Source organism: Actinomyces succiniciruminis (assembly GCF_900002405.1).
Lineage (GTDB): Bacteria > Actinomycetota > Actinomycetes > Actinomycetales > Actinomycetaceae > Actinomyces > Actinomyces succiniciruminis.
On the sequence record NZ_LK995540.1, the window covers coordinates 164,168 to 187,332 of the forward strand.

Sequence of the window (23,165 nt, forward strand, 5' to 3'; positions counted from 1 at the left end):
CCGGGGGAGAGCGGTCTCACAGTGGGGAATTCCTGGTGTATGTTGATTCCAGGCGTTTAGGGCGCCGGTACTCCACGCGGTGATTGCGGCGTTGAGTGCATCGTTTCGCACTAGATGAAGGGAATGCGTCATGGGTGAGCTCATTGGAATGGTCGTATTCGGCGGCATTATCGGCGCCCTGGCCAGGCTGATTATGCGGGGTGACCAGAATCTGTCGATTCTGTGGACCATCGTGCTGGGGGCCGTGGGTGCACTGGTTGGCGGCTGGCTCGCGGGGGTGCTCGGCGTGGACGCAACCCCAGGTATCGACTGGATCCGCTGGCTCCTGTCGCTGATCGCCGCCATGATCGCGATCTACATCTACCTGGCCGTCGCCCGTAGGCGGTGAGGCGTGGGCGTGGGCGTGGGCGTGGGCGTGGGCGTGGCGAGGCGGCATGTAGGCCCCTCGCCACGCCGCGTGCCGGCATTAAATTGCGTGGCCCGCGTAATCGAGGTCATTGTTAGGCCCCATATGGCTGTGCGCCAGAATAGGGTCGGCCAACATTTTCCGTCCGCTTTGCCGGACGGTCGCGCTGGTTGCAGCTGGCCGGAATACTGGGTGACGGGAAAGTACACATAAGGAGGAGGGGACGATGCGGTCGGTGACTACTGCCGTTGTCACGAATATAATCGGCGTGCTGCTCGCCGTGCTCTCGTTGACGCTCCTCGAAGGGGCCATCGAGCTACTAGCGGAGGGCGGCGCCGACGTCGCGGTGGTGCCTTTCCTGATTCCGGCCGCAGGGGTGGTCGCGCTGGCGTCGGTCATCGCGCTGCTGGTAGCTCGCCGGCTCTGGTCGTAGTCGCCGGGGCCTCTCCCGGTGCCGCGCGCACAGCGGACTCGGCTACGGGTGTTTCGCACTTTGGGGTGTGACGGCGGGGAGTATGTGGGTGCGGCTTGTCGCTGGTGCCCCCCGTGGGGCTCGAACCCACGACCTTCGGATTAAAAGTTCCCACTCTCGCTGACCGGCTTACCGCGTGGCTTGAGCACCTCGGCGTGCTCGCCACCCACCGGCTCGCTACGAGGGCGGCTGCGTCCCGGCAGACGCTGCCCCACGAGATGCGCCAGCTGGCCCGGCTCGCCATCCCCGAGCCCATGCCGCCCATGATCCCCGCCTACCGCGACCCGTCCGTCGGGCGCCTCCCCCTGGACTGAGGTGCCCACCATGACCACCCACCGGATCACCAGCACCCACACGGCTAGTCGGACTAGTACACCCAGCCGAACTAGCGCAACTATCCCGACTAGTACAACTAGCGCCGCTAGCGCTAGCGGGCGCATGACCAACGCCGAAGCCGCATGGGTCCGAGAGCACGCATGGACCAAAGCCATGCGCAAGACCTACCGAAGCGTTCCCGCCGTGCTCACCACGTGCCCATGCGAATACGGGCCATGCGGACACTGCTCCGCTGGCCACCACACCGACTGCCCCTACGAAAAGCCGAACAACGCACAGTGGGCGGCCGACCGAGCCGACGTACCCGCAGGCTGGCTCACCTGGCCCGACAAAGGCGTCCCCAACCTCGGCGGCACCGAAAGCTGGCAGGTCTGGGAGACCGGCGTCCGCCACGACGGCCGCTGCAACTGCTACCTCGCCGGCCACCACGGCGCCCTCAACCAGCCGCCAGCCGACCCTCACAAGGGCAGGCAAACCACCATCTACGACTTCCTCAACGACCCTGCAACAAATTGAAGGAGAACCCGCAATGACCACGGCCACCACACTCAACTTTCAGCAACAGCTCATCGTCATGGAGGCCCTCGACGAAATGGCCGCCCACGTGCGCGACCGCGTCGCCGCAGGCGACACCACCATGCAGGACACCCTCACCGAGATCGAGACCGTCCAGGCGCTCATCGAAACCGGAACCATCCAGACCACAACCACCCGCACCCCGAAAGAGGCCGCCTGACCATGCGCACCCGCCGACAGCACCCCAACCCCCGCAGCATCCACCGACAGGGCCAGGAGCTCACGCTCCTGGACATCATCGCCAGCGAGGCCGCCGCCCTCAAGCTCGCTGTAGTCGCAGGTGACGACGCGGATATTGCGGTAACGCTCGCCAACCTCGCCGAACTCGTGCGCCAGGCACAGCGCCAGCTCCTCGACGACCAAACCATCGAGGAAACCGCTCCGGGAATCTGGGCTAACAACGGCGTCCTCACCCTGCCCACCCACATGCGCAGCACCGAGGAGACCGGACGATGAGCAACATCGAAACCCAGATCCGGCGTCTACTGGCGATCGCCGAGGACCGAGCCGCCAGCCCGGCCGAGCGCGAGCTCGCCATGCAAAGGGCCACCACGCTCATGGCCCGCCATTCCATCACCAGTCTGCCCGACGACACCGACGACGGCGACAGCCGCGAAGAGGAAATCACGACCGCCGAAATCCGTATCCCCGGAGGCACAACCACCGCATCACGAGCACTGTCAAACGCCATCAACCGCATCGCCCGCGCCGCCAACGCAAACACCTATTACACCGACTACCGGCGCCGCACCGGCGACCCCGGAATCGTCCTCCACGTCGTCGCAGCCCGCGCCGACCTCGAATGGCTCAAGCCCCTCGCAAGCGCATACATGGTGCAGGCGGCCGCCGGCTGGACCAACTGGCGCACCAATAACCCCCGCAGGTGGAAGCCCATGAAGGACAAGACCCGCCGCCGCGTCCGCGACGGTTACCTGACCGCCTACGCCGACGGGATCGCCGACCGCATCCGCACCACCCGCCAGCAAACCCTCGACGAGCAAACCACGGCCGGTAACACCGGCACCGCCCTCGCCGTCCGCGACCGCGCCCAGCGCGTCAGCGACTACATGGACGCCCTCGACCTCAGAGACGGTGCCGAACTCGATCTCGACGAGCGCGCCCAGGCCGCCGGCCGAGCAGACGGATGGAACTCCGGCCTCGGCAACCCCACCCAGCACAACACCCTCCGAGGAGCCTGAAATGACCATCACTGTCGTCACCCCCGAAACCGACCCCCACAACCACGGGCACCCCCAGATCTTTCTAGCCGGTGGGATCACGGGTTGCCCCGATTGGCAGGCCGATGCCATCCAGATGCTCACCGAGCTCGGCCCCGACAACCTCGTGATCGCCAACCCCCGCCGACAGCACCCGATCCCGCCCGAAGGTCCCGAGACGAGCTTCGGCAACGAGCCTCCGTTCTGACAGGCAGCCACAGACATGATTCCCATCATCCTCGCCGTCATCGTCGTCATCGTCGGCACCGCCGCAAACGTGGTCGGCATCCGTGCCATGCGGAATGTGCCGGAGATGCGTCTCACAACGATCACGACATTGGTCCTCATCGACGTCGCGTCGTGCCTGTCCCTAGTCAACCTCGCTGTCCTCCTCGCCCGGTGACTCGCCCAAGGAGTCCAAACATGAGAGCCACTATCAAGGAGATCCGCGCGGCCCTCGACGCCTGCAACCAAGGCGACGCCCGCCAGCGATGGCAGGCCCAGCAGCACCTACTCGACGAGATCGACCAATCCAAGACCGAACAGGAGTCCCAATGACACACATAATCGCGATCGCCAACCAGAAAGGCGGCGTCGGCAAAACGGCCACTGCCGTCAACCTCGCCGCCAGGCTCGCATCCATGGGGCAGCGCGTGCTCGTGGTCGACGCCGACCCGCAAGCAAACGCGACGTCTATCCTCGACGTCGACGTGTCCGCGGACACCCGGACCCTCAACGACGTCCTCGCCGCCGTGGCCAACGGCCAGGCCGGCCCAGGCGCCATCAGCGCAGCCATCGTGCCCGCCGGCCCCGCATGGCCCAGCGTCGACGTCGTCCCCGCCGAGCGCGCCCTCGCCGCCCGCGAGGCAGACACCAGCGCTGGCAGAGAACACATACTGCGCACCGCACTCGACGGCGCCACCGACGCCTACGACGCCGTCATCATCGACTGCCCACCCTCGCTCGGCGCCCTCACCCTCGGCGCGCTCACCGCCGCCGACAGCGTGCTCATCGTCACCGAGGCACGCACGAGCTCCGTCGACGGCGTCGACCAGCTCACCGCCACCGTCGACGCCGTCCGCCGCTATTACAACAACAAGCTCACTATCGTCGGCGTCCTCATCAACAAGTGGAGGGCAGACAGACTCGACCGCGGGGCGTGGAAGCAAGTCCTCCAAGACACCTACGCCGACACGGTCGTCGATCATCCGCTCCCCGAGCGGGAGATCGTGGCCACCGCGGCCACCAACAGGGTCCCCGTCCCGCGCGACGAGGGACGTGACTACGTCAACGCACTCGACGCCGTCGCCCGCCAGATCACCCAGGAGACCAAGTGAAGCCACAACCCAGGCCCCGCAGGAAGGCCGTCACTATCCCGAAGGCGACAGGGCCGGACCCCGCCGCACTCACCGCCGCGGACACCGCCAGCGGAAGTGGCAGAACTAGCGGCGCTAGCCGGACTAGCCGCACTAGCGGGACCAGCGGGCGAGCAGGGAAGGAGCAGCTGTCACTCTGGATGGACGCCGACGTGCTCGGTCGTGCCCGCACCGCGTGGCGCGCCGAAAGCGTCGCCGACGTCGACCAGCCCTACCAGCACTTCAGCCAGTGGGTCGCAGCCGTCATCGAGGCCGCCGTGATCGACTCCGAGCGACGCCACAACAACGGATTGCCCTACCGGCCGACGCCCAAGGGCCAGATCGGCCGCTCCACCCACCGATAGCCGCCAACCAACCTCAGGGACGGGGCACCACACGCATGGTGCCCCGCCCCATGCCGTGCCACCTCTAGCCCCGCTAGTGCGGCTAGTCCGGCTAGCGCAACTAGCCCTACTAGTCCGACTAGCTCCGGTAACTACGCCGGCATTGCCGCCAAGCCCAGCAGAGCGCGGGAATCCGGCCATGGACACAAACACCAACACTCCCAACCATCCGTCCGCCGCCGACCAGATCACCGACCCTGTAGACGCATGGGTACTCGCCATGCGCGCCCGAGGCCTCGCGCCCCGGACCGTCACCGAGCGCGCCCGCGTCATCCGCCAAGCCGCCCAGACCGCCGCCACCAGCCCGGATGAGCTCGCCCCGGCCGACATCGAACGATTCCTCGCCCGGGCGTCGACCCCGGGCACCCGCTACACCTACTACGCGGTCCTAAGAGCATGGCACCGATGGTTGGTGCGCACCGGCCGGCGCACGGATGATCCGACCGAGGCCGTCGAGCGGCCTCGCATGCCCGCAGGCCGCCCCAGGCCGATCAGCCGCGCCCAGCTCGACCGCCTACTTGCCATGCGCCTACGCCCAGACACGAGGACGAAGATACTGCTCGCTGCCTACCAGGGATTGCGTGTGCACGAGATCGCGAAGATCCGCGGCGAGGACATCGACACGGGCGCGGGCACACTCACTGTCGCAGGCAAAGGTGGCCGGGTCGACACCCTGCCCCTGCACCCGCGCATCGCCGCCGAAGCTCGCCAGCGTCCGGGGGAGGGGTATTGGTTCCCATCGCCGTATCGGGCCGGCGAGTCCATCACCGGAAAGAGTGTCGGTGACGTCATCAGCGCAGCACTGCACCGCGCCGGCATACGTGCGAGCGCCCACCAGCTCCGCCACACGTTCGCGACCCAGCTCTTGGCCGCCGGCGTCGACTCACGTGTCGTGCAGGTGCTCATGCGGCACGCATCGCTGGCCACCACCGCCCGCTACCTCGGCGTGAGCCCCGAACAGCAGCATGCCGCGATCGGCACCCTTCGCTGACCCCGCCTCTCATACGATCGAACAACTTTGGTCGCCACCGAGCCCGGTACAGGTAAGCCACTCACCTTGTCTGCACCGGGTCGGCTGCCGCTGGGGTCCGGTTCGGGTGGCCGGGAATACGGGCAGGATGGATCTACGCGCCAGTTTCGTTGCCGACCCGCCGAATCACCTACCGTACCAGACGATTCCTCTTGCCAGCTTCCCCGGCAAGGACACGAGGTGTTCCGGGAGAAGATGCCGGAGAAGGCGCCCCAAGCATATGCGGAGGGTCCGACATCATGCACCGTCTACGCCATCGCCAGCAGTCAGGCTGTGGAAAACATGGACACCCAACCGGTTTTGTCGTACAATATCGGTATGGCCATCCACTACAGCGAGAGCGCCGACAAGCACCACGTACCGCATGAGGAGATCGAGTACGCGATCTTCCACCCGATCAACAAGCAGCAGATCGACGGGCGCAGGGGAGAAGTCACCTTCGTGTTCGTCGGCCGCCGACACGAGCTGTCGCGAGGCTTCCTCGAGGTCATGGTTGCGCTCAAGCCATCCGGCCGCCTAGTGGTGTTCCATGCCATGGAATTGACCGATCAGTGGCGCTGGCTGCTGTACGCGCCCGGACACACCGAATGGGAGGAATGACGATGACCAACAACCGCATCACCGGAACCCTGCCCGCCACCACGACCGATGACGAGCTCGATACCCTCGCCACCCAGGGCAAGCTGCGTCCCATCGGCCAGCCCCTCGGCGGAGGCGACATCACCAGCGAGGGCGAGCTGAAGGCGATCATGAGCGGCCGGCCTACGCTCGGCCACGACCGCGCCACCGGCCGGGGGGCATCCGCCCGCCGGCAGGTACGCCTACCCGAGACCACCAACACCGCCCTCGACGCCTACGCCACCAAGCACGGCATGACCCCCAGCGCCGTCATCCGCCAGGCCCTCGACGAATTCCTCGCCAGCGCCTGAGATCCCGGGCAAAGTGGCCCACTCCTGTTCCGGGAGTGGGCCACTGCTGTGCGCGCCAATCCGTCGCGTGCTGCGCGGTCAGGCGGCGGGGGAGCGGGTGGTGTCTCAAAAACGGCCGATTCCGCACACCCCGCCCACCAGCCGCGACACGCCGACAAACACCCGTCCAAAACCCGTGACCAAAACGGTCGCGCCCGCCCGCGCCAAGGCCAGCGCGGACGCACTATAGGGCCATGACCACCATCGGCTACGCGCGAGTGTCCACAGCCGGCCAGTCGCTCGACCTCCAGGTCGACGCCCTCACCGCCGCCGGCGCCCAGCAGATCCACACAGACGTGGCATCAGGCGCGATCACCGCCCGGCCCGGCCTCGACGCCGCACTAGCCAGCCTCACGAGCGGGGACACGCTCATCATCTGGCGACTCGACCGGCTAGGCCGCTCCCTGGCGCATCTCGTGGCCACCGTCGACCAGCTCGCCGCCGACGGCGTCACCCTCCGCTCCCTCCACGAGGCCATCGACACCAGCACGGCCACCGGCCGCCTCACCCTCACGATCTTCGCCGCCCTGGCCGAGTTCGAGCGGTCGTTGACTGCCGAGCGGACCGCCGCCGGCCTCGCAGCCGCCCGAGCCCGCGGAGCCCGCATCGGCCGCCCCACCGTATGGACACCCGAGCGCGACCAGGCCGCCCGGGCGATGCAGGAGGCCGGTGCGACAGTCACGGAGATCGCCCGCGCCATAGGCGTAAGCCGCGCAAGCGTCTACCGGCACATCGGCGCACAGGATATTGCCCAACCCCGCCAGTCGTGATAGAATCATCTCAACACGGGGCGGAGAAGCCGCCCCGACAATCTCAGAAGGAGACTCCGATGACTTCGATGAACCGCCGTGAGGCCGTCCAGCTCAAGATGGCGATCGGTCTTTGGTTCCTTGCCGACCAGATGGGCGAGGACATCTCCCACGACCACCTGCGCGCCCTGCACGACCAGGGCGGCCAGGAGTGGGCCGAACTGCTCCATGAGCTCGTTAGCGCCGCTCACCCCTTCGCTGCCGAGGACGGCACCTGGGTCGAGACCGTGAGCGATCATGGCGGCGAGCACACCGTCACCGAGCGAATCGGCATCGACGATGTACTGGTCGCCTCGTACTACGCGAGGCAGTGGATGACTGATGCTATCGATGGCTTCCATGCGGTGCACAGGGCCGTCAACTATGCCCTCGTGGCCTACGAGCGGACGATCATGCGTGAGGCCCGGGAGGTGCTGCGGGAGGCCCTCGCGGCCGAGCAGGGCCTCGTCGACTGACGACAGCGTCCGGAGGTGGGGTCGCCAGCGGCTGGCGGCCCCACCCCCGGGCGCGCCCACAGATGGAGGCACAAGATCATGGCTAGCGCGTGGACCATCGCGTCTCGGGCGGTCGACCGCGCCGGTCGCGGGACCGCCACCATCACAGCTACCCCCGACCACCAGCGCGCAGAGCTGGACGCCGGGGGCGGGCGGGAGCTGACGATCACCATCGCCACGCCCGGGCACCCCCGCCTGGACGACGGCACCAGCCAGGTCATCCTGCCCGACGACGACGCCGTCCGGACCGCGGCCGCCTGGATCGACGGCGCCCCACTAGCCTCCCGGCCCGCCGGCCCGCCGGCCTACGTCGACGCATCCCGCGTGCCCGCAGTCGCCGAACTATGGGAGCGGGTCGCGGCCGCCGTCACCGACGCACTACCGGACGGCCTGGCCGCCGACGACGAGCCGGTCGGTATCGGCGACGCCGAGGGTGTCTACCGGCTGGTCGGCCCGCACGGCGCCCGCCTGACTGTCACCCCGCGGCTCACCCGAGCAGGCGAGCTCGCGGAGGTGTCATGGCGCGGCACCCTGGCGACCGGGGCCGCCACCTACGGACACGGCACCCCCCAGGCATCCGCACGGGCAGCCGCCAAATGGGCCGCGACCCTCACCAGCGCCCCGGCGATCACTCCCGCCGGTATCCGCGCCCGCCGTGAGGCGCTCGGGCTGTCGCAGTCCGAGCTCGCCAACCACCTGGGGGTGGGGCAGTCCACCCTCGCCCAATGGGAGGCCAGCAGCCGGGCGCCGCGGGACCCCGCCAGCGTCGACTACGCGCTGCGCGCGCTGGAGGAGCAGGTGGCGTTGATCGTTCGCCAGCAGCTGGCCACCGCCGGCCAGGCCAGCCCTGGCCAGCCGGCCGCGCTCACCACCACCGCCGGCCCCGGCTTGGACGATGCCCTGCACCGGGTGGCCACCGGCCGCGCAGCCGGCACACTCCGCGCCGACGGCCGCGCAGTCATCATCACCTACACCGAGGAGTGATGACTGATGGCCAGCTATCCGGCAGACGATGAAATCGCCGAGCTCAACGCCCTTGGCGTGACTACCGCCGAGGTCAACATGCACAACCGCACGCCGCGTCAGTACACCGAGGCTGAGGTAATCGAGTTCCTGCGCGAGGCCGTCGAGCACCAGCTCGCCAGCATCCGCGAGGACGCCGACTACACCGACGCCGAGGTCGAGTACGCGCTCGACATCGCTGCCTACATCCGCCAGGGATGGGACAGCGAGGCGCGCTGACGCAAACACCGGGGCCGGGAGAGATTGCGCCTCTCCCGGCCCCGGCCGGCGTGGCATCCACCGCTAAAGCGGTCGCCCGACCCTGAACGAGCGACCAACGCCCTAGGAGGTCACGTAGCGCGGCGAACACCAACAAGCCGAGTGTAGCTGTGGGCGGGCGGCGCGGGGGAGCCCCCTGCCCACAGGATGGACAGCGGGACCCGACCGGGGCCGATGGACAGCCCAGCGCCGCCGCGGGCTCCGCCCACGACGCGGCGGCGCGGCCTGCCCCACAGCCCCTCAGCCAGCAGGCCATCGGCACCATTGCGCTTTCTGAACGCCTGCACACAGGCCGCACGTCACCATCGACTCAAAAGGCGGCGTCACTTTCGTTTGCGCGACCTGTGCACAGCCTCCCAAACGTCACGCCGCACGCCCCATCCGACAATATCGCCGCCGAGCACAGAAGGCCGGCCACCCGGGACATAGTTCCCGAGTGGCCGGCCATGATTTCTGCGCTGGTGACTACTCGCGCTCGACGGCGTCGTCATCATCGTTCCGGCGGCGTAGCACCTTATCGCGCACGCTTCGACCGAGCGCAGTCATCCGTGCTTTAGCGCGCTGCCTACGGACCTCGCGCCATCGCTGCTTCCTCAGCGCCTTCCGGCGTGCCAGGGCGGCCGGCTCGCGCACCGGCAGGATAGTGCCGTCCGGCCATACTCTCACCCAATCCCCATTCGCCTTCACGTCGATTGGCCTGCCCGCTCTTGTGGCCAATCTAAGGAGCCCGGCCGTACTCCCGTCAGCTCTCTCCAACGCATGTCCTGACCACGGGTCGGTGACCGACGTGCCATTGACTACGTAGATCGGCGTGAGTGGGACAGCGCCGTCGACTTCTGGGACCGCGCTTATGTCCTCAATGTCGAAGCCTAGTGTGCTTACTTTGCGCTTCATCATTCTCTCCTTCCTCTAATACTGGGTTAGCGCGCCGAGCGCAGTTGGCGACGGAGAACCGCTCCCAGTGTAGGGATGACGGCAACCGCCATGCCGAACATAACGCAGATGACTACCGCGTACATGTCAATCGCGGGGACCGGCCCGCTAGGCATGTCCGCAATGAACAAAGCTGCTACAGCGGTTACAGCTGGAAGCAAAAGCGCTGCCTTGGCCGGGGATAGTATGACTGCCACCAAACGGTAACCTATTACCGTCAGTGCCAGGTATCCGAGGAGCACGGTGGCCACGCCTGGGATCGTCATTCCGCTAAACACCGCGGCCGCCCACACGCCGAAATAGGTCAGGTCGTAAGCAATTGCCATGGACTGCCCGGCAGGGGCGTGCCGGCGGGTCAGCGCGCGCGGTACCTCGGTGATCGCCCAGACCGCCGCAAACGTCACCCCGACCGCAACAAGGAACGCATTGTCGATCGCACCCAATGGTGCACGCAAGATGAATTGCTCCGTCAGGGCCAATACTGCTACGGCCCTTATGGCCGCGACCGCGATACGGACGGCTACGGCGATCACCGCCCGGGGCCGAATGCCGGCCAGCGGCCGGCCGGGGATGTCTGGTGAAGTGTTTTCATGTTGTGTGCTCATACCCCCTATATGCGACGCCGCCCTGCATGCGCGCGAAGTTATCCACAGACCAGGCGGTCAAAAAACGGTCCGCGGTGGGCGCGGCGGTCGGCCGCCCACCGGTCGCCACTCGCCCGACGGTCGCCGCCCGTCGTGCTCGCCCAGGGCGGCCGACCGCCGCGCACTAACCACCACCTCACCTCCCAGCCCCTCCCGGACGGCCTCAGCCCGGACCCTCACCACCCAGCAACAACCTCACCTTCCAGCCAGTCCGAGCTGAGCCCGCCCTACCTATCTCCACTCGCCTTCCAGCCCCGCCTCACCACCGCCGGACACCCAAAAACCCACCTGCTCCTGAGATAAGCAAGGCACATCTGGCACTGCCACGCAAAGGACGCACTTTGGTAGGGGTCGCCCGTGTGCGCGTGTGCGGGGCGGCGTCGCATATAGGGGGTGATACCCGGCCGCACGAAAGGAGCCTAAGAAGTGACCTACGTCACCTGCGCCGAGTGTGGGCAGGCCTTCTTCGCTCACCGCTCGGACGCCCTGTACTGCTCGCCTGGCTGCGCCGGCCGGGCCCGCGCCCGCCGCCGCAGCCAGGCACGCGAGTGCGCCGGCTGCCACGCCGAGTTCGTGCCCGAGCGCACGACGCAGGAGTACTGCACGGCCACGTGCCGGCGGCGCTCCGAGCGGCGACGCCGCTACGCCCGCCGCCAAGAGGCGGCCGGCAAAACCGTCAAACCAACCGGCGCCAGAAACGCACGCAAAACCGATGCGCTTGTGCGCTGCCTCGCGTGCGGAAAAGGATTCACGCCAGCCCGGTCGACGCAGAAATACTGCACCGAGCAATGCCGGGTCAACGCCCGCAGGGTCGCCCGCACCCAGGCCGCCGCCGTCACGCCCGCCGCACGCGCCTGCCAGGCAATCGCCGAGCTACACGCCCCGAATCTCGACGACGTGTGCGTTGAGTGCGGACATAAATGGCCGTGCGAAACGCACCAAATCGCCACTAAGGGCGGTGGTCGTGCATGATAACCATGAGGCAGCTCTACGACCGCGGACGGCCCGGACAATCAATCGTCGACTATCTTGTCGATTCCGTCGCCGACGGTCCCGGAGCTCAGCCGGCGGCCGCCTACGGGTCCAGTCGCTATTACACCGACGGCGGCACGCCCCCAGGCCGGTGGGTCGGAACCGGCATTGCTGGACTCGGAGACGACCCGACCGAAAACAATCCGATGCCGGCCAAGCTGAAGCCCGGAGATATTGTCTCCGCTGAGCAGCTGCGCGCCCTCGTGGAGAAAGGTCGCGACCCGCTTACGGAAAAGCCGCTGGGGCGCGCATTCCCAAAGCACCTCACGGCGCAGGAGCGAGCCGACATTCTACGGCGCGAGCTGCCGAAGAATCTCACCGAGCAGGAGCGTGAGGCCCGTGAGAGGCAGATCGACCGGTCAACCTCTAAAGCCGCCGCCGCCCGTGCTGTGCACGCATTCGACCACACCTTCGCCCCGCCGAAAAGCGTATCCGTCCTATGGGCGCTGGGCGACCAGGGAATCCGCGAGCAGGTGGAGGCGGCCCACCACGAGGCGATCGCAAAGACTGTGCAGGTAATGGAGGCCGACACGATCCGCACCAGGATCGGTGCCGGCGGCGTATCCCAAGAACTCACAATAGGTATGGTTGCCGCCGCATTCGATCACTGGGACTCGCGCGCCGGAGACCCCCATTTGCACACCCACCTGGTGATCGCCAATCGTGTGCAGGCGGCCGAGGATGGAAAGTGGCGTACGCTCGACTCAAACGGCGCACTATTCCCCTCCATCGTCGCCCTATCGGAGGCCTACGACAACTACCTCATGGACTCCCTCAGCGCGCGCCTGGGCGTGTCATTCTCCGCCCGTACTCTTTCGCGCACGGGCCGCACCCAGTACCAGATCGACGGAATCAGTAATGAGCTGATCGAAGAATTCAGCCAGCGTCATGCCGCCATCGACGCCGCCCGTGAACAGGAGGACGGGGACGCCTCCGGCCACTGGGACGCCGACCGCAAAGCCTGGGCGGACACCCGGATGGCGAAGGAGCACCGGCCCCTGTCCCAGCTCACCGAGGACTGGCGCCGCCGGGCCGTCGAGGTCGCCGGCCCGGACCCGCTGCGCGGCGTCGTCGGCCGCCCCCGCCAGGTGCCGGGCACGCCGGCCGGCTGGCCCGGCATGCTCCCGCCAGCCGCCCGCAGCGGCGACGTCACCGACCAGCGCATCGAGGAGATGGCCGACCACGTCGTCAACGTCCTGCAGGGCAGCCGGCCCTCGTGGTCGGACTGGAACATCCGGGCTGAGGCCGAGCGCACGCTACGGTTCATCAGGTGCGCCACGCCGGCGGACCGCGACGCCCTTCGGGCCAGGTTGTGCGAGGCCGCCACCGCCAAGTGCGTGCGCATCGACAGGGTCGACCGCGCCCACACGCCGGCGAGGTGGCGCCGGCCGGACGGCACCAGCCGGTTCGAGCGCGAGCACTCCGCCCTGTGGGTGACTCAAGACCTACTGGACGCCGAGGACTACCTACTGCGCGCCTCCCAGGCCGCCGGCGCACCGGCCATCCCCGGCGCGCGGGCGGCGGTGGCCGCCTGGCGCAGCCAGGACGGCAAGCAGCTGCTGCCCGACCAGGCGGCTGCCGTCGCCAAGGTCCTATCCTCCACGCACCCCGTCGACGTACTCATCGGCCCGGCCGGCTCCGGTAAGACCACCGCCATGGCGGCGCTGGCCGACACCTGGCAGGCCCACTACGGGCAGGTGGTGGGCCTGGCCACCTCCGCGGCGGCCGCCGACGTGCTCGGGCAGTCCCTCGGCATCGAGACCGCCAACACCGCCCAATGGCTGGTGGCGCAGCAGCACGGCGCCGCCCCCCTGCGGGCCGGTCAGCTGGTCATCGTCGACGAGGCATCAATGGCCGCCACCCTGCCCCTGGCCGAAATCGTCTCCCGGGCCAGCTCCGCCGGCGCAAGGGTGCTGCTGGTCGGTGACCCCGACCAGCTCGGCGCCGTCCAGGCCGGCGGCGCCTTCGGCATGATCACCCGCCATCACGACAACCCGGCGACGCTCACCGCGGTGCACCGCTTCGCCGACGCCTGGCAGGCGCAGGCGTCGCTGCTGCTGCGTGCAGGCGACGCCTCCGTGCTGCGCGCCTACGACGAGCACGGCTGCGTGACCTCCGGTGAGCGCGAGGAGGTCATCGAGGGCGTCTATCGGGCATGGCGGGACGACGTCGACGCCGGCATCGACTCCATCATGATCGCCGCCGACAACAACACGGTCAGCGAGCTCAACGAGCGCGCCCGGGCGGACCTGAAGGCGGCCGGCAAGGTCGGCGGCCGCGAGGTGGTCCTGCACGACAAGACCCACGGCTCGGCCGGCGATCGCATCGTCACCCGTCGCAACGCCCACCACCTGGGCGTCGGCAACCACAGGGTGCACAACGGGGCCGCCTGGGACGTCGTTGCCGCCCGCACCGACGGCTCCCTGCTGGTCACCCCGGCCGGCGACCCCTCCGCTCAGGCGATCAGCCTGCCGGCCGCTTACGTCGCCGCCGACGTCGAGCTCGGCTACGCCACCACCGTGCATCGCTCCCAGGGCCGCACCGTTGACCGGGCGCACGCCATCGTCGACTCCACACTCACCCGGCAGGGCCTGTACGTGGCCATGACCCGGGCGCGCGGCGCCAACCTGGCACATGTGGTCGTTGACGACCCCCAGCCCGACACCGCCGACATCCATGATGTGGGCAGCAGCACGCCGACGGATGCGCTGGCCGTCATGGCCGAGATCCTGCGCCGCGACGGCGCCGACCGCACCGCCCGGGAGTCCGCCGCGGAGGCCAACGAGCGGGCCAACACGGTGCGGCAGCTGGCCAACGAGTACGACACCATCACCAGCGGCGACGGCGGGCACGTCCGCGACGACAAGCGCTGGGACCAGCGGCTACCCCGCGTGATCCCGCAAGCGCAGCACGAGCAGCTGCGCAAGGACCCGCACTATGAGGCCCTGCTGGAGCTCATGCAGGCCCGCGACGGCGGCCAGTTCGACCTGGGCGACCTCGTGCCGGCCCTGCTCGCCGAGGCGCCCTTGGACCCCGACCGGCCCGTCCAGGACCTCGCCGACCGCATCATCGCCAACACGCCCATGAGCGAAGAGACCGGCGGCGGAACCTACATCGCAGGGCTGATCCAACCAGGGTGGGCTCGCACGCCGGACGCCCAGCGCGCACTGAACGAGCGTGCCGACCGCATCAACGCCCGCGCCGCCCACGTGCTCGCCACCGCGCTGCGCGAGCGCCAGCCCTGGACCCGCGCCCTCGGCGTACCCCCGAACGATCCGCGCCGCCGCGCCGCCTGGCTGCAAGCGGCCACAGCCGTGGCCGCATACCGCGACCTGTACGGCATCACCGACGGCACACTCGACGACTCCCCGCACATGGACCCCCTCGGCGTCCGCCCCATCAGCGGCGAGCAAGAGACCAAGTTCCAGGCCAACCGTCGGCAGATCGCCACCTGGAGGCTCGCAGAGGCCCGCCGCATCGCAGACGAGGCCACCCGGCCCGACACCGACCCCGCCCCGACACCCGACCAGCGGCCCGAGATGTGACCTCAGGCCCGGCGTCGCACCGGCAGAGCCTCAGCCAGGCGCAGCAGCCGACCCAGATCCTCCGGCACGCGCTCGTCCTCACGCACCTCCTCGGCTGTGGCCAACGTCGTCGTAGCCACCAGCCGCGGCACACCGCCCACGGTCAGTTGCGCCCCGGGCAGCACCCACACCTGCACCGGCTCGGCCGGCTCCATCACCACAGTGGAGCCCGGCCCGGCCACGCCCCGCCCCGCACGTGCGATCAGTCGTGCGCGGTCGCCGGCCGCGGCCGCGCCACCCGCAAGCACCAGCTGGGCGCCCGGTGCGCCGGCCACGCGCCCGCCCGGCTCACTCCGGCAGGCGCCCCAGCAGCGCACGGGCTGGTCGGTCCACCCCGAGGCGATCGCCGACGCCCCAGGCACCACGCTCACGACCGTGCCGGGGGCGTCGTCCACCCACTGGATGTGGGCCGGCTCGCGGCCCACGTACTCGATCTCCGCGGCGCCGTGCAGGTCCAGCAGCTCCAGCCACGTGTGCGCGACCGGCAGGCCCGGTGTGACGCGCGGGGCGCCCTCCACGCGTATGGGCCGAAGCCCGGTGCCCTCAGGAAGGGGAGTGCCGACCGTCAGGTGCTCCCAGCAGTGCGGGCAGCCCTGCACCGCCTCCCACTGTGCGCGCCGGCGACGCAGCCGGCCCGGCACGCCGGTCAGGTCCAGGTCCTGCGTGTGTCCGCAGTGCCACAGCAGCCGGACCGCCGACCAATCCGGCGCGGCTGTCAGGACCGACCCGGGTCCCAGTCCCGTGCCTGCCGCTGGTAGGCCTGATAGGCCCTCTCCTGAGCCTTGGTCCATGTACGTGACGCCCTGCCGTGCTGCTCGATGTCTTGCGCCCACGACTGTAGCGCCGCGGCGTCCGAATCCGGGTCATGGCGCGTCCGGCACGCCCGCCCAGAGAAGAACTCACGCAGCTCGCCGCGGATGAATGCCAGGTCCCGGTGCCAGGCGACCATCACCGACCCACCCATACCGGGAGACAGCGCCGACCGGTAGGACTGGCGCAGCGCGTCCAACATGCGCACAGCCGCCTCATGCTGCTCCCAGCACGCCGGCACCGTGCTCGAATCCCACCGATACGCAGCCACCAGGCGGCCCACGAAGAGACGCAGCGCTGCGAGCTCGCTCGCCCGCTGCGCCGGCGTCAACGACCACCAGTCAACCAAACCCGTGACCGGCGGCACCTCCTCCCGCGCCGCACCGCCCACAGCACCCTGGGCCCCGGCATCAGCAGCCACGAGCAGCTCGTCGACCTGCCACTCCCAATCCTCACCGTCGGGCCCAGACTCGTCGGGAGTCATACTCCAACCGCCTCCCTCTCCCGCTCCATGCTGCGGCTCATGTCCATCTCCCGCTCCTGCCTCTCACGCGCGACCGCATCAATCTCATCGGGGCGATAGCCCGCCCACACGCGGCCGTCGGCGGCCACAACCGGCAGCGCTCGGGCACCGATCTGCTCCGCCAGTCGCCTCGCCTCCCGGTCCGCCGCCGCATCCTGGCGCACGTCCAGCACCTGCGCCTCGATCCCTCGCTGCTGCAACCGCCGCTGCGTAGCGGCACACTGCTGGCAGCCATCTGTGCCGTACACAGTCACCATCTCGTCGTCTCCTCTCTCACCTGACACGGTCCCACTCCGACTGGAGCTGTTGCTGCTGTGGGGGAGGCGGCGGGGGCGCGGCCACCTGCGCGGGCCGGCGCCGCTGCTCCACCCGCCGGGTCGCCCTCGCGGTAAGCCACGCCTCAACCCGGCCCATACGGCGCCCCTCCGGCGCCCCGGCGGGCGTCAGCGTCGCGGTGTTGACGCGGTCCATGATCAGCGCGGGCGCACCGGCCTTGATCAGTAGCATCTTGCCGCGCTCAAGCGCATGCACCTCACCCCTCGACAGGACCGGCTCGCGCTGCTCCGACAGCGAGGTCGATACCGGGCCGCGGCCGGTCTGCGTGGTGCGCCGCGACACGGTCCGCTCACCCAGGGCGGCGGAGATCTCCGACAACGTCGACTCCCTGGTGATCCCACCCATCACGATCTTCACGGTCGCCGAATCCCAAATAGCGGCGGCGGTCTGGGCGCCCCACCGCGCCTCGGACTGCGCCCGGGACTGCTCGACCACTACGGTGAAGATGCCCGAGCCGCCGCCGGCGCTCATCATCGACGGCAAGCTCGGCAGCGCCGCAATGTTGTTCAGCTCGTCCAGCACGAGCGCCACCGGTGGGCACAACCTGTTGCCGGGGGAGTGGTTCGCAAGCTCCTGGGCGACGGCGTAGACCTCCTCGATCAGTGCGGCCACGATCGGCGCCGCAGCCGCCCTGGAGTCCCCCACTACATAGAGCGTGCCCCGGGCGGCCAAAAAGGCGGCGATGTCGAGCTCCTGGCCGGGCGCCGGGGACAGCGCCTCACGGACCGTTGGGTCCATCAGCGGCAGCGCCACGCACGAGCTGATGGTCGCCCAAATGTTGGACACAGTGCGCTTGTCGCCCAGCATCTGGGCCTCGAGCTGGTCGCCCCATGCTGCCGACGCGCCGCCGGCCGCCTTGAGCACATTCACGGCCGCCTTGGCCTGTGCGTGGTCGGCGCACCAGCGGGCGAGCGTGTCCACGCCCGCGCCGGAGATCGCCGCCGCGTGCAGCAGCGCCGCCAACGCAGAATGGGCGTTCGCCTGCCAGAAGTCCGCGTTTTCCGTGCCTTTCGCGGCGTTGGCGACCAGGGCGTTGGCGCGGCGCAGCGCAGTGGTCGGGTCCTGGCAGCCCGACGTCAGCGACCAGCGCAGCCGGCCCGTCACGCCAACAAGGTCCTCATGGCGGACAGCTGGCGCGAACACGGCCACCGGCCCGAGATGTGAGCGTGCCTCCATGGTCTCGGTCGCCAGCTCGGTGCGCACCGACGTGGCGACCACCGGCCCGGTCCAGCCCATCAGGATCGGGATGATCAACTGGTGCGTCTTGCCGGACCGGGACGGGGAGGAGATCGCGACCGAGTCCTCACACGCCAACCACACATCACCAAACGGTGTGGTGCCGACGATAACGCCCAGGTCCCGGGCGGTCGGGTGCTCCAGGTCCGGGCGCAGCCAGATCATCGCAGCGATCGCCGCCGCGGAAAAGTGCCGGCGCACGTCGCGGGCCGTGGCCAGGCCATGGCCGCCGGCCGGCCGCAGCCGGCCACCACCCAGCCGACCCCGCAGCCGCACCAACACCGCCACCACGCCAGCCACCACGACGCCGAAGATCAGCACTGCCAGTGTCCAGAAGGCGCCGGTGCTCATGCCCTCAGCGTCCCAGGCGCGTGCCGGCGGCCGGCCCAGCATCATCCACAGCGCCGCAGCCACCGGCGACCGCCTGGGCATGCACGCGCCGCCCAGGCAGGCCAGCCGGGCCGCCAGCCACAGCGAGACGCCCGCCGCCGCCACCACGCCGACCAGCACACCGGCCAACAGGGCGCCACCCGCATCCTGAGACCCACCGGTATCGCGGTCACTCATCGCGGCCTCCCATTGCATCGTCCGTATCAGTCAGGGCCGCCTCCCACGGGGTGCGGTCATGGGAAACCGCGTAATAGCGCTGGCCGATCATCCACAGCCCCGTCCCCTGCTGAAACCTCGGCACCATGGCCGCACCGACATGGTTCAGCCCCAGCCGCTCGGTCGTCCTGCGCAACTGGTCGGCCTCCTGCCGGTACACGATCCGGGTAGACGTGTCTGCGATCAGGCCCTCGGCCAGGGCACGCTCCCGTGAGCCCTCCGGGCCGGCGGCGTCGGAGTCCGACAACCGGTGCAACACCACGATGTTGGAAATGCCCCAGCGGCGGGCCAGCTTCCACTCATCCGCCATCCGCCCCAACAACCCGGGGCTCGACATCAGACGGCTGGCCTCGTCATAGACCATGAACCGCCTGCCCAGGTCGCCGCCGCGCACGGCGGCCTCGACCCAGGCCTGCGCGCAGGTCATCACCAGGGGCAGGCCCTTGTCGCCGTCACTGAAACCGGCCAAGGACACCGACACCATCGGGGCGGCCGGGTCGAATCGGCGGGTTGATGGGCCGTCGAACAGACCGGCCACATCCCCTCCGATCATGCCCTGCAAGTACAGGCCGGCCCGGCGGCCCATGCGCATCATCTCCGCCCTATCGGGCACGCCCGCGGGCAGCTCGCACCCGTCCGTGGGTGCCAGCAGCTCCTCCACCACCGTCGGCAGCAGCACCTCACCGCCACGTCCCACGGCGCGATCCAGGGCCGCCGCCAGGGCGGTCTGGTCCTGCTCATCCAACCTGGCTCCGGCCAGCGTCTCCAGCAGGGCCTCCAGCAGCTGTAGGCGCTGCTTGCGGACCATCCGCCGCCAGCCCTCATCGTCCACGATGTGCCCGTTCTCGTCGCGGTCGGGGCGCCGGCCCGCATCCAGCGGATTGAGCCGCTCCCGGCTGGCGCCGCCCACCTGGATCACCGTGCCGCCCACCGCCTCAACGACACCCGTCCACTCGCCCTTCACGTCACCGGGGACGAAGGTCCTGTAACCGGCGGCGACGCCCCGCAGGGCCAGGCACTTCACCAGCGCCGACTTGCCCGTCCCGATCACGCCAGCGACCGTGATGTTCGGATTCGTGATCAAACCACGCCGATACAGCACAAAAGGATCGAAGCTGAACGCCCGGTTGCTCATGATGTCACGGCCGATGACCAGGCCCTGGGCGCCGAGCCCGTCGTCGGCGACGAACGGGTACGCGGTGCGCAGGACCTTGGTGGTGGCCCGCTCGGTCTCCGCGGTGGCCTCGCGCAGCTGCCGGGCGCTGCGCGCCCTGCGCTCACCCAGCCGGGGCAGGTAATCCCCCTCCCACAACGCCCGCTCCGCCTTACGCCGCTCGGCCGCGTCGGCCCGCTCCTGGGCGGCCAGGTCCCGGCGGCGCGCACGCTCCGCCGCCACACGCCGACGCCTTTGCTGCTTGGTTTCCTCGCCAATGACTAGTGAGGTGATTCGGGGCATGGTCAGCTCACTTTCAGGCCCAGGGGCAGGGTGGCGGCGTCGAAGAGCTCGTCCTGCTGCCCGATCAGAGTGTCCACCCGGAGGACGGACTGTCCCGCGGCCGCCCGGACGGCTTCGAAGGCGCGTCCGAGGCCGTCCTTCGAGGCGGCGGCGATCACGACCAGGGCGACGTGGTCGGCGTCCGTCCACCCCGAGTCCAACTCGGTCAGGTGCTCGTCGACCGCCTGCCGGTCGCGGGCCTGGAGCACGGTCTCGGTACGGCCCACCTTCGCCCGCTCCTCAACCGCGTTCGCCTCGTCGTTAGCGTCATGCTCCGCAGCCCGGACGGCTTTGTCGGTGCGCACCGGCTCATAGATGTGCGTGAGCGTCATCCTTACGCCCGGCACCATCAGCAGCTGGTGCAGGAAGCCCGGTGCGACGGGCCGGCGCGGCCAACCCACCCGCATCACCTTGTGCCAGCCAGAGTCTGTGCGCAGGTGCGCCCAGTGGGCCTCAACCGCCATGGGGCCCGCCTCGTCCAGGTCGCCGACCAGCTCAGGGTGCCGCTCCAGCTGGACCGACCGGGCCGGGTCGTAGGCGGCCCGGATGATCAGGGCCAGCTCGTCCGGGCCCAGCCAGCCCGCCGGCGTCAGGCCGGCGGCCGGCAGGGCCTCCTCCACCACGTGCATGCGCGAGCGCATGACGGCGGCAGCACCCGTCATGCCGCCCCCGTGGTCACGGACCGCCCTCTTGGTCGCCTCAAGGCTCATGACGATCGTGATTGTGGAGCGGTGCACCTCCGTGGCCGCCGACAAGTCATTGAGCAATGCCTCATAAGACACGCGGGCCGGGCTGCCCTCCGGGGCCTTAGTGGGCCAGCGACGCCAGTGCTCCCTCGCCCCCACACTCGCATCCGGGTCCGACCTCACCGTCGTCTGAATACGCACAATCCCGCCGGACTGACCCACCGTGCCCAAAAACGCCGCCCAACCAGTAACCCTGCTGGCCTGCTCATCGTCGTCGACCACCATGAACTGGCCGTGCGTCACCGCGATCGTCGCCGCCAATGTCTTCGCCGCCGGGTCGTGGACGAAGACGGCGCCGGTGGCCTCATCGACCACCTGACGCAGCCGGGCGCGCGATCCGGGCAGCGCCAGCGTGCCCGCAGGACGGGTCCGCCACACCGGCCGGACATACTGACGCTGCCCAGCCACACCACGCCCCAGCCACGCCGCCGCAACCGGAACATAACCCACCAGCGGCTTGCCGGAGACGGGGACAAGTGCCGCAGCCGCCAGACCCACCCACAGCGGGGACGTGATCACCGGACCCGCCGGCAAACCCAGCCCGATCATCCCGCCCACCGCGGCCACACCCGCCGCCAGCAGACACAAGCACTGGCTGACGCTCAGGCCCACGAACACACCCCGCGTCGACCGGCGCGGAAACACCTCACTAACGGCTGCGTCACTCATCACCATTCACCCATCAGAAATTGGAGCCCGCCTCGGCGAAGAAGCCGACCAACTCCGCCGACCCGCCAATAAACGCGCCTCCGACGAACGCCGCAGCGATACCGATCTTGGCGTTCGTTCCGCGGTGGCCGAGGTCAAACCAGTGGCCAACAACCCAAATGATCACTGCACCGATCACCGACATCACCATCAGCACGATGCCGAGCGCCTGGAAACCGCCGACAGCCTCAACCAACGACCCCATGAAGGGGAAGTAGTCCCAGTTGATCGTGATGTTCGGCACGTAACCACTGCCGCTGCTCGTGCCCGCAGCAGCGCCGTCCGTGGCGCCGTCCGTGGCGCCGTCCGTCGTCAAGTCGGCGCCGACAGCGGCCGCCAGCCGACCTGCGGCCGCCAGGCCCATGGTTGCGAAGCTCATGGGTGCTCCTCCTATGTAGGGATCTATGCCGTCCCGGGCGGGGCGGCCTCACCCCCTATATGCGACGGCGCCCCGCACACGCGCACACACCGTGCACATGTGCGGGGCCCCCCAACAACGACGTTCGCCGGCTCACCCGCCCGACAGCGTGCCGATGATCCAGCCGATCCAGCCCGGCAGCGCCATGGCCACCACCGGCACCAGCAGCGAACCCGCCACCGCGAGCTTCCCCGCCTTCGCCACACCACCCAGCCCGGTGGTGTGGCCCACGCTCCACAGCACCGCACCCAGGATCACGCCCGCTGTGGCCGCCACCAACACCACCGCCTGCACCCCACCAATCAGGCCGAACAGGCCGGCGATCTCCTGCCACAAGTCCACGTCCGGCAGCAGCACACGCGCCGGCAACCCACACACCACCAGCATCAGGACACCTCCCAACCAGGAATGTCATCCTCAAGCGCACCATGCCCGAAACCCCCGCCATACATACGCGGAACCGGGCTCGGCAACCGCCGGCGGCCGCCCTCACCGCGACGAGTATCCAGACGGTCGGCCAGGTCGTTCACCTTCTCAGACACACCACGCCGTGGCCGCGGTGCGGCATCCCCGCCGCCCGAAGGCATCGAGGACGGCGCCGATGACCGGCCGCCCACCGGCGCGCCAGCACCCCGACGACCGGCGGGCGCCGTACGGCCACGGCTGGTCGGCTGCCTGCTGATGGTCTGGCCAGTCTGACCGTCCACGACAGACGGCGCCTGCGCCGGCCCCTCCACCGAAGACGC

At 69.3% G+C, this 23,165-nt stretch carries 31 protein-coding genes; 21 read left to right on the forward strand and 10 right to left on the reverse strand.

Annotation, left to right across the window (positions count from 1 at the left end; translation table 11 throughout):
• The first annotated feature begins 130 nt into the window (after positions 1–130).
• From BN1056_RS13180 to BN1056_RS13265, 19 genes are all read left to right on the forward strand, one after another.
• The gene (locus BN1056_RS13180) at positions 131–388 is read left to right on the forward strand and encodes a GlsB/YeaQ/YmgE family stress response membrane protein (RefSeq protein ID WP_210581907.1); all 258 of its coding nucleotides are present in this window, start codon (positions 131–133) and stop codon (positions 386–388) included.
• A gap of 253 nt (positions 389–641) precedes the next feature.
• Complete coding sequence (locus tag BN1056_RS13185) at positions 642–839, forward strand: hypothetical protein (RefSeq protein ID WP_210581909.1); 198 nt, start codon at positions 642–644, stop codon at positions 837–839.
• Positions 840–952: 113 nt separating this feature from the next.
• Positions 953–1,192 (forward strand): hypothetical protein, encoded by a 240-nt coding sequence (locus BN1056_RS13190; RefSeq protein WP_210581911.1) that lies wholly within the window; start codon positions 953–955, stop codon positions 1,190–1,192.
• Between the two features lie 124 nt (positions 1,193–1,316).
• On the forward strand, positions 1,317–1,730 hold the full coding sequence (locus tag BN1056_RS13195; RefSeq protein WP_210581913.1) for a DUF6248 family natural product biosynthesis protein: 414 nt from the start codon (positions 1,317–1,319) through the stop codon (positions 1,728–1,730).
• A 13-nt stretch (positions 1,731–1,743) separates the two neighbouring features.
• Positions 1,744–1,950 carry a hypothetical protein gene (locus BN1056_RS13200; RefSeq protein WP_210581916.1) on the forward strand — a complete coding sequence of 69 codons (207 nt, stop codon included), beginning with the start codon at positions 1,744–1,746 and terminating at the stop codon, positions 1,948–1,950.
• Positions 1,951–1,952: 2 nt separating this feature from the next.
• Positions 1,953–2,246, forward strand: coding sequence for a hypothetical protein (locus BN1056_RS13205; RefSeq protein ID WP_210581918.1), 294 nt, complete (start codon positions 1,953–1,955; stop codon positions 2,244–2,246).
• Positions 2,243–2,989, forward strand: coding sequence for a DUF2786 domain-containing protein (locus BN1056_RS13210; protein ID WP_210581920.1), 747 nt, complete (start codon positions 2,243–2,245; stop codon positions 2,987–2,989). The genes BN1056_RS13205 and BN1056_RS13210 overlap by 4 nt, the downstream gene beginning before the upstream one ends.
• 1 nt (position 2,990) lies before the next feature.
• The gene (locus tag BN1056_RS13215; protein ID WP_210581922.1) at positions 2,991–3,215 is read left to right on the forward strand and encodes a TIR domain-containing protein; all 225 of its coding nucleotides are present in this window, start codon (positions 2,991–2,993) and stop codon (positions 3,213–3,215) included.
• A gap of 15 nt (positions 3,216–3,230) precedes the next feature.
• Entirely contained in the window at positions 3,231–3,410 is a 180-nt protein-coding gene (locus BN1056_RS13220; protein ID WP_210581924.1) for a hypothetical protein, read from the forward strand.
• 20 nt (positions 3,411–3,430) lie between these two features.
• The gene (locus BN1056_RS14995) at positions 3,431–3,565 is read left to right on the forward strand and encodes a hypothetical protein (protein ID WP_280516477.1); all 135 of its coding nucleotides are present in this window, start codon (positions 3,431–3,433) and stop codon (positions 3,563–3,565) included.
• Positions 3,562–4,344, forward strand: coding sequence for a ParA family protein (locus tag BN1056_RS13225; protein ID WP_210581926.1), 783 nt, complete (start codon positions 3,562–3,564; stop codon positions 4,342–4,344). Before BN1056_RS14995 ends, BN1056_RS13225 begins: the two co-directional genes overlap by 4 nt.
• 179 nt (positions 4,345–4,523) lie before the next feature.
• A complete protein-coding gene (locus BN1056_RS13230; protein WP_210581929.1) occupies positions 4,524–4,727 on the forward strand; it encodes a hypothetical protein in 204 nt (67 codons plus the stop codon).
• Positions 4,728–4,905: 178 nt separating this feature from the next.
• Positions 4,906–5,757, forward strand: a complete 852-nt coding sequence (locus BN1056_RS13235) for a tyrosine-type recombinase/integrase (protein ID WP_210581931.1) — start codon at positions 4,906–4,908, stop codon at positions 5,755–5,757.
• A 357-nt stretch (positions 5,758–6,114) separates the two neighbouring features.
• Positions 6,115–6,396 (forward strand): hypothetical protein, encoded by a 282-nt coding sequence (locus BN1056_RS13240; protein WP_210582003.1) that lies wholly within the window; start codon positions 6,115–6,117, stop codon positions 6,394–6,396.
• Between the two features lie 2 nt (positions 6,397–6,398).
• Complete coding sequence (locus BN1056_RS13245; protein ID WP_244671720.1) at positions 6,399–6,725, forward strand: ribbon-helix-helix domain-containing protein; 327 nt, start codon at positions 6,399–6,401, stop codon at positions 6,723–6,725.
• A gap of 233 nt (positions 6,726–6,958) precedes the next feature.
• Positions 6,959–7,534, forward strand: coding sequence for a recombinase family protein (locus BN1056_RS13250; RefSeq protein ID WP_210581935.1), 576 nt, complete (start codon positions 6,959–6,961; stop codon positions 7,532–7,534).
• A 59-nt stretch (positions 7,535–7,593) separates the two neighbouring features.
• On the forward strand, positions 7,594–8,028 hold the full coding sequence (locus BN1056_RS13255; RefSeq protein ID WP_210581938.1) for a hypothetical protein: 435 nt from the start codon (positions 7,594–7,596) through the stop codon (positions 8,026–8,028).
• A 78-nt stretch (positions 8,029–8,106) separates the two neighbouring features.
• Complete coding sequence (locus BN1056_RS13260) at positions 8,107–9,051, forward strand: helix-turn-helix domain-containing protein (protein ID WP_210581940.1); 945 nt, start codon at positions 8,107–8,109, stop codon at positions 9,049–9,051.
• A gap of 6 nt (positions 9,052–9,057) precedes the next feature.
• Positions 9,058–9,309, forward strand: a complete 252-nt coding sequence (locus BN1056_RS13265) for a hypothetical protein (RefSeq protein WP_210581942.1) — start codon at positions 9,058–9,060, stop codon at positions 9,307–9,309.
• 504 nt (positions 9,310–9,813) lie between these two features.
• Here the strand turns inward: BN1056_RS13265 and BN1056_RS13270 are convergent.
• Both BN1056_RS13270 and BN1056_RS13275 read right to left on the reverse strand, forming a co-directional pair.
• Positions 9,814–10,245 carry a hypothetical protein gene (locus BN1056_RS13270; protein WP_210581944.1) on the reverse strand — a complete coding sequence of 144 codons (432 nt, stop codon included), beginning with the start codon at positions 10,243–10,245 and terminating at the stop codon, positions 9,814–9,816.
• Positions 10,246–10,268: 23 nt separating this feature from the next.
• The gene (locus BN1056_RS13275) at positions 10,269–10,886 is read right to left on the reverse strand and encodes a hypothetical protein (RefSeq protein WP_210581946.1); all 618 of its coding nucleotides are present in this window, start codon (positions 10,884–10,886) and stop codon (positions 10,269–10,271) included.
• 465 nt (positions 10,887–11,351) lie between these two features.
• Here BN1056_RS13275 and BN1056_RS13280 point away from each other — a divergent pair, with 465 nt between their 5' ends.
• Both BN1056_RS13280 and mobF read left to right on the forward strand, forming a co-directional pair.
• The gene (locus BN1056_RS13280) at positions 11,352–11,897 is read left to right on the forward strand and encodes a hypothetical protein (RefSeq protein ID WP_210581948.1); all 546 of its coding nucleotides are present in this window, start codon (positions 11,352–11,354) and stop codon (positions 11,895–11,897) included.
• Positions 11,898–11,902: 5 nt separating this feature from the next.
• Positions 11,903–15,502, forward strand: coding sequence for a MobF family relaxase (mobF, locus tag BN1056_RS13285; RefSeq protein ID WP_210581950.1), 3,600 nt, complete (start codon positions 11,903–11,905; stop codon positions 15,500–15,502).
• 2 nt (positions 15,503–15,504) lie between these two features.
• Here mobF and BN1056_RS13290 read toward each other — a convergent pair whose 3' ends face one another.
• From BN1056_RS13290 to BN1056_RS13325, 8 genes are all read right to left on the reverse strand, one after another.
• Positions 15,505–16,332 carry a hypothetical protein gene (locus tag BN1056_RS13290; RefSeq protein ID WP_210581952.1) on the reverse strand — a complete coding sequence of 276 codons (828 nt, stop codon included), beginning with the start codon at positions 16,330–16,332 and terminating at the stop codon, positions 15,505–15,507.
• Positions 16,257–16,835, reverse strand: a complete 579-nt coding sequence (locus BN1056_RS13295; RefSeq protein WP_210581954.1) for a hypothetical protein — start codon at positions 16,833–16,835, stop codon at positions 16,257–16,259. The genes BN1056_RS13290 and BN1056_RS13295 overlap by 76 nt, the downstream gene beginning before the upstream one ends.
• Entirely contained in the window at positions 16,832–17,131 is a 300-nt protein-coding gene (locus BN1056_RS13300) for a glutaredoxin family protein (RefSeq protein ID WP_210581956.1), read from the reverse strand. Before BN1056_RS13300 ends, BN1056_RS13295 begins: the two co-directional genes overlap by 4 nt.
• A gap of 16 nt (positions 17,132–17,147) precedes the next feature.
• Positions 17,148–19,013, reverse strand: coding sequence for a type IV secretory system conjugative DNA transfer family protein (locus BN1056_RS13305; protein ID WP_210581958.1), 1,866 nt, complete (start codon positions 19,011–19,013; stop codon positions 17,148–17,150).
• Positions 19,006–20,508, reverse strand: a complete 1,503-nt coding sequence (locus BN1056_RS13310; protein WP_210581960.1) for an ATP-binding protein — start codon at positions 20,506–20,508, stop codon at positions 19,006–19,008. The genes BN1056_RS13305 and BN1056_RS13310 overlap by 8 nt, the downstream gene beginning before the upstream one ends.
• Before the next feature lie 2 nt (positions 20,509–20,510).
• A complete protein-coding gene (locus BN1056_RS13315; RefSeq protein ID WP_210581962.1) occupies positions 20,511–21,962 on the reverse strand; it encodes a PrgI family protein in 1,452 nt (483 codons plus the stop codon).
• A 13-nt stretch (positions 21,963–21,975) separates the two neighbouring features.
• Positions 21,976–22,380: a hypothetical protein gene (locus BN1056_RS13320; RefSeq protein WP_210581964.1), complete on the reverse strand. Its 405-nt coding sequence runs from the start codon at positions 22,378–22,380 to the stop codon at positions 21,976–21,978.
• 132 nt (positions 22,381–22,512) lie between these two features.
• A complete protein-coding gene (locus tag BN1056_RS13325) occupies positions 22,513–22,776 on the reverse strand; it encodes a hypothetical protein (protein ID WP_210581966.1) in 264 nt (87 codons plus the stop codon).
• Between the last annotated feature and the right edge of the window lie 389 nt (positions 22,777–23,165).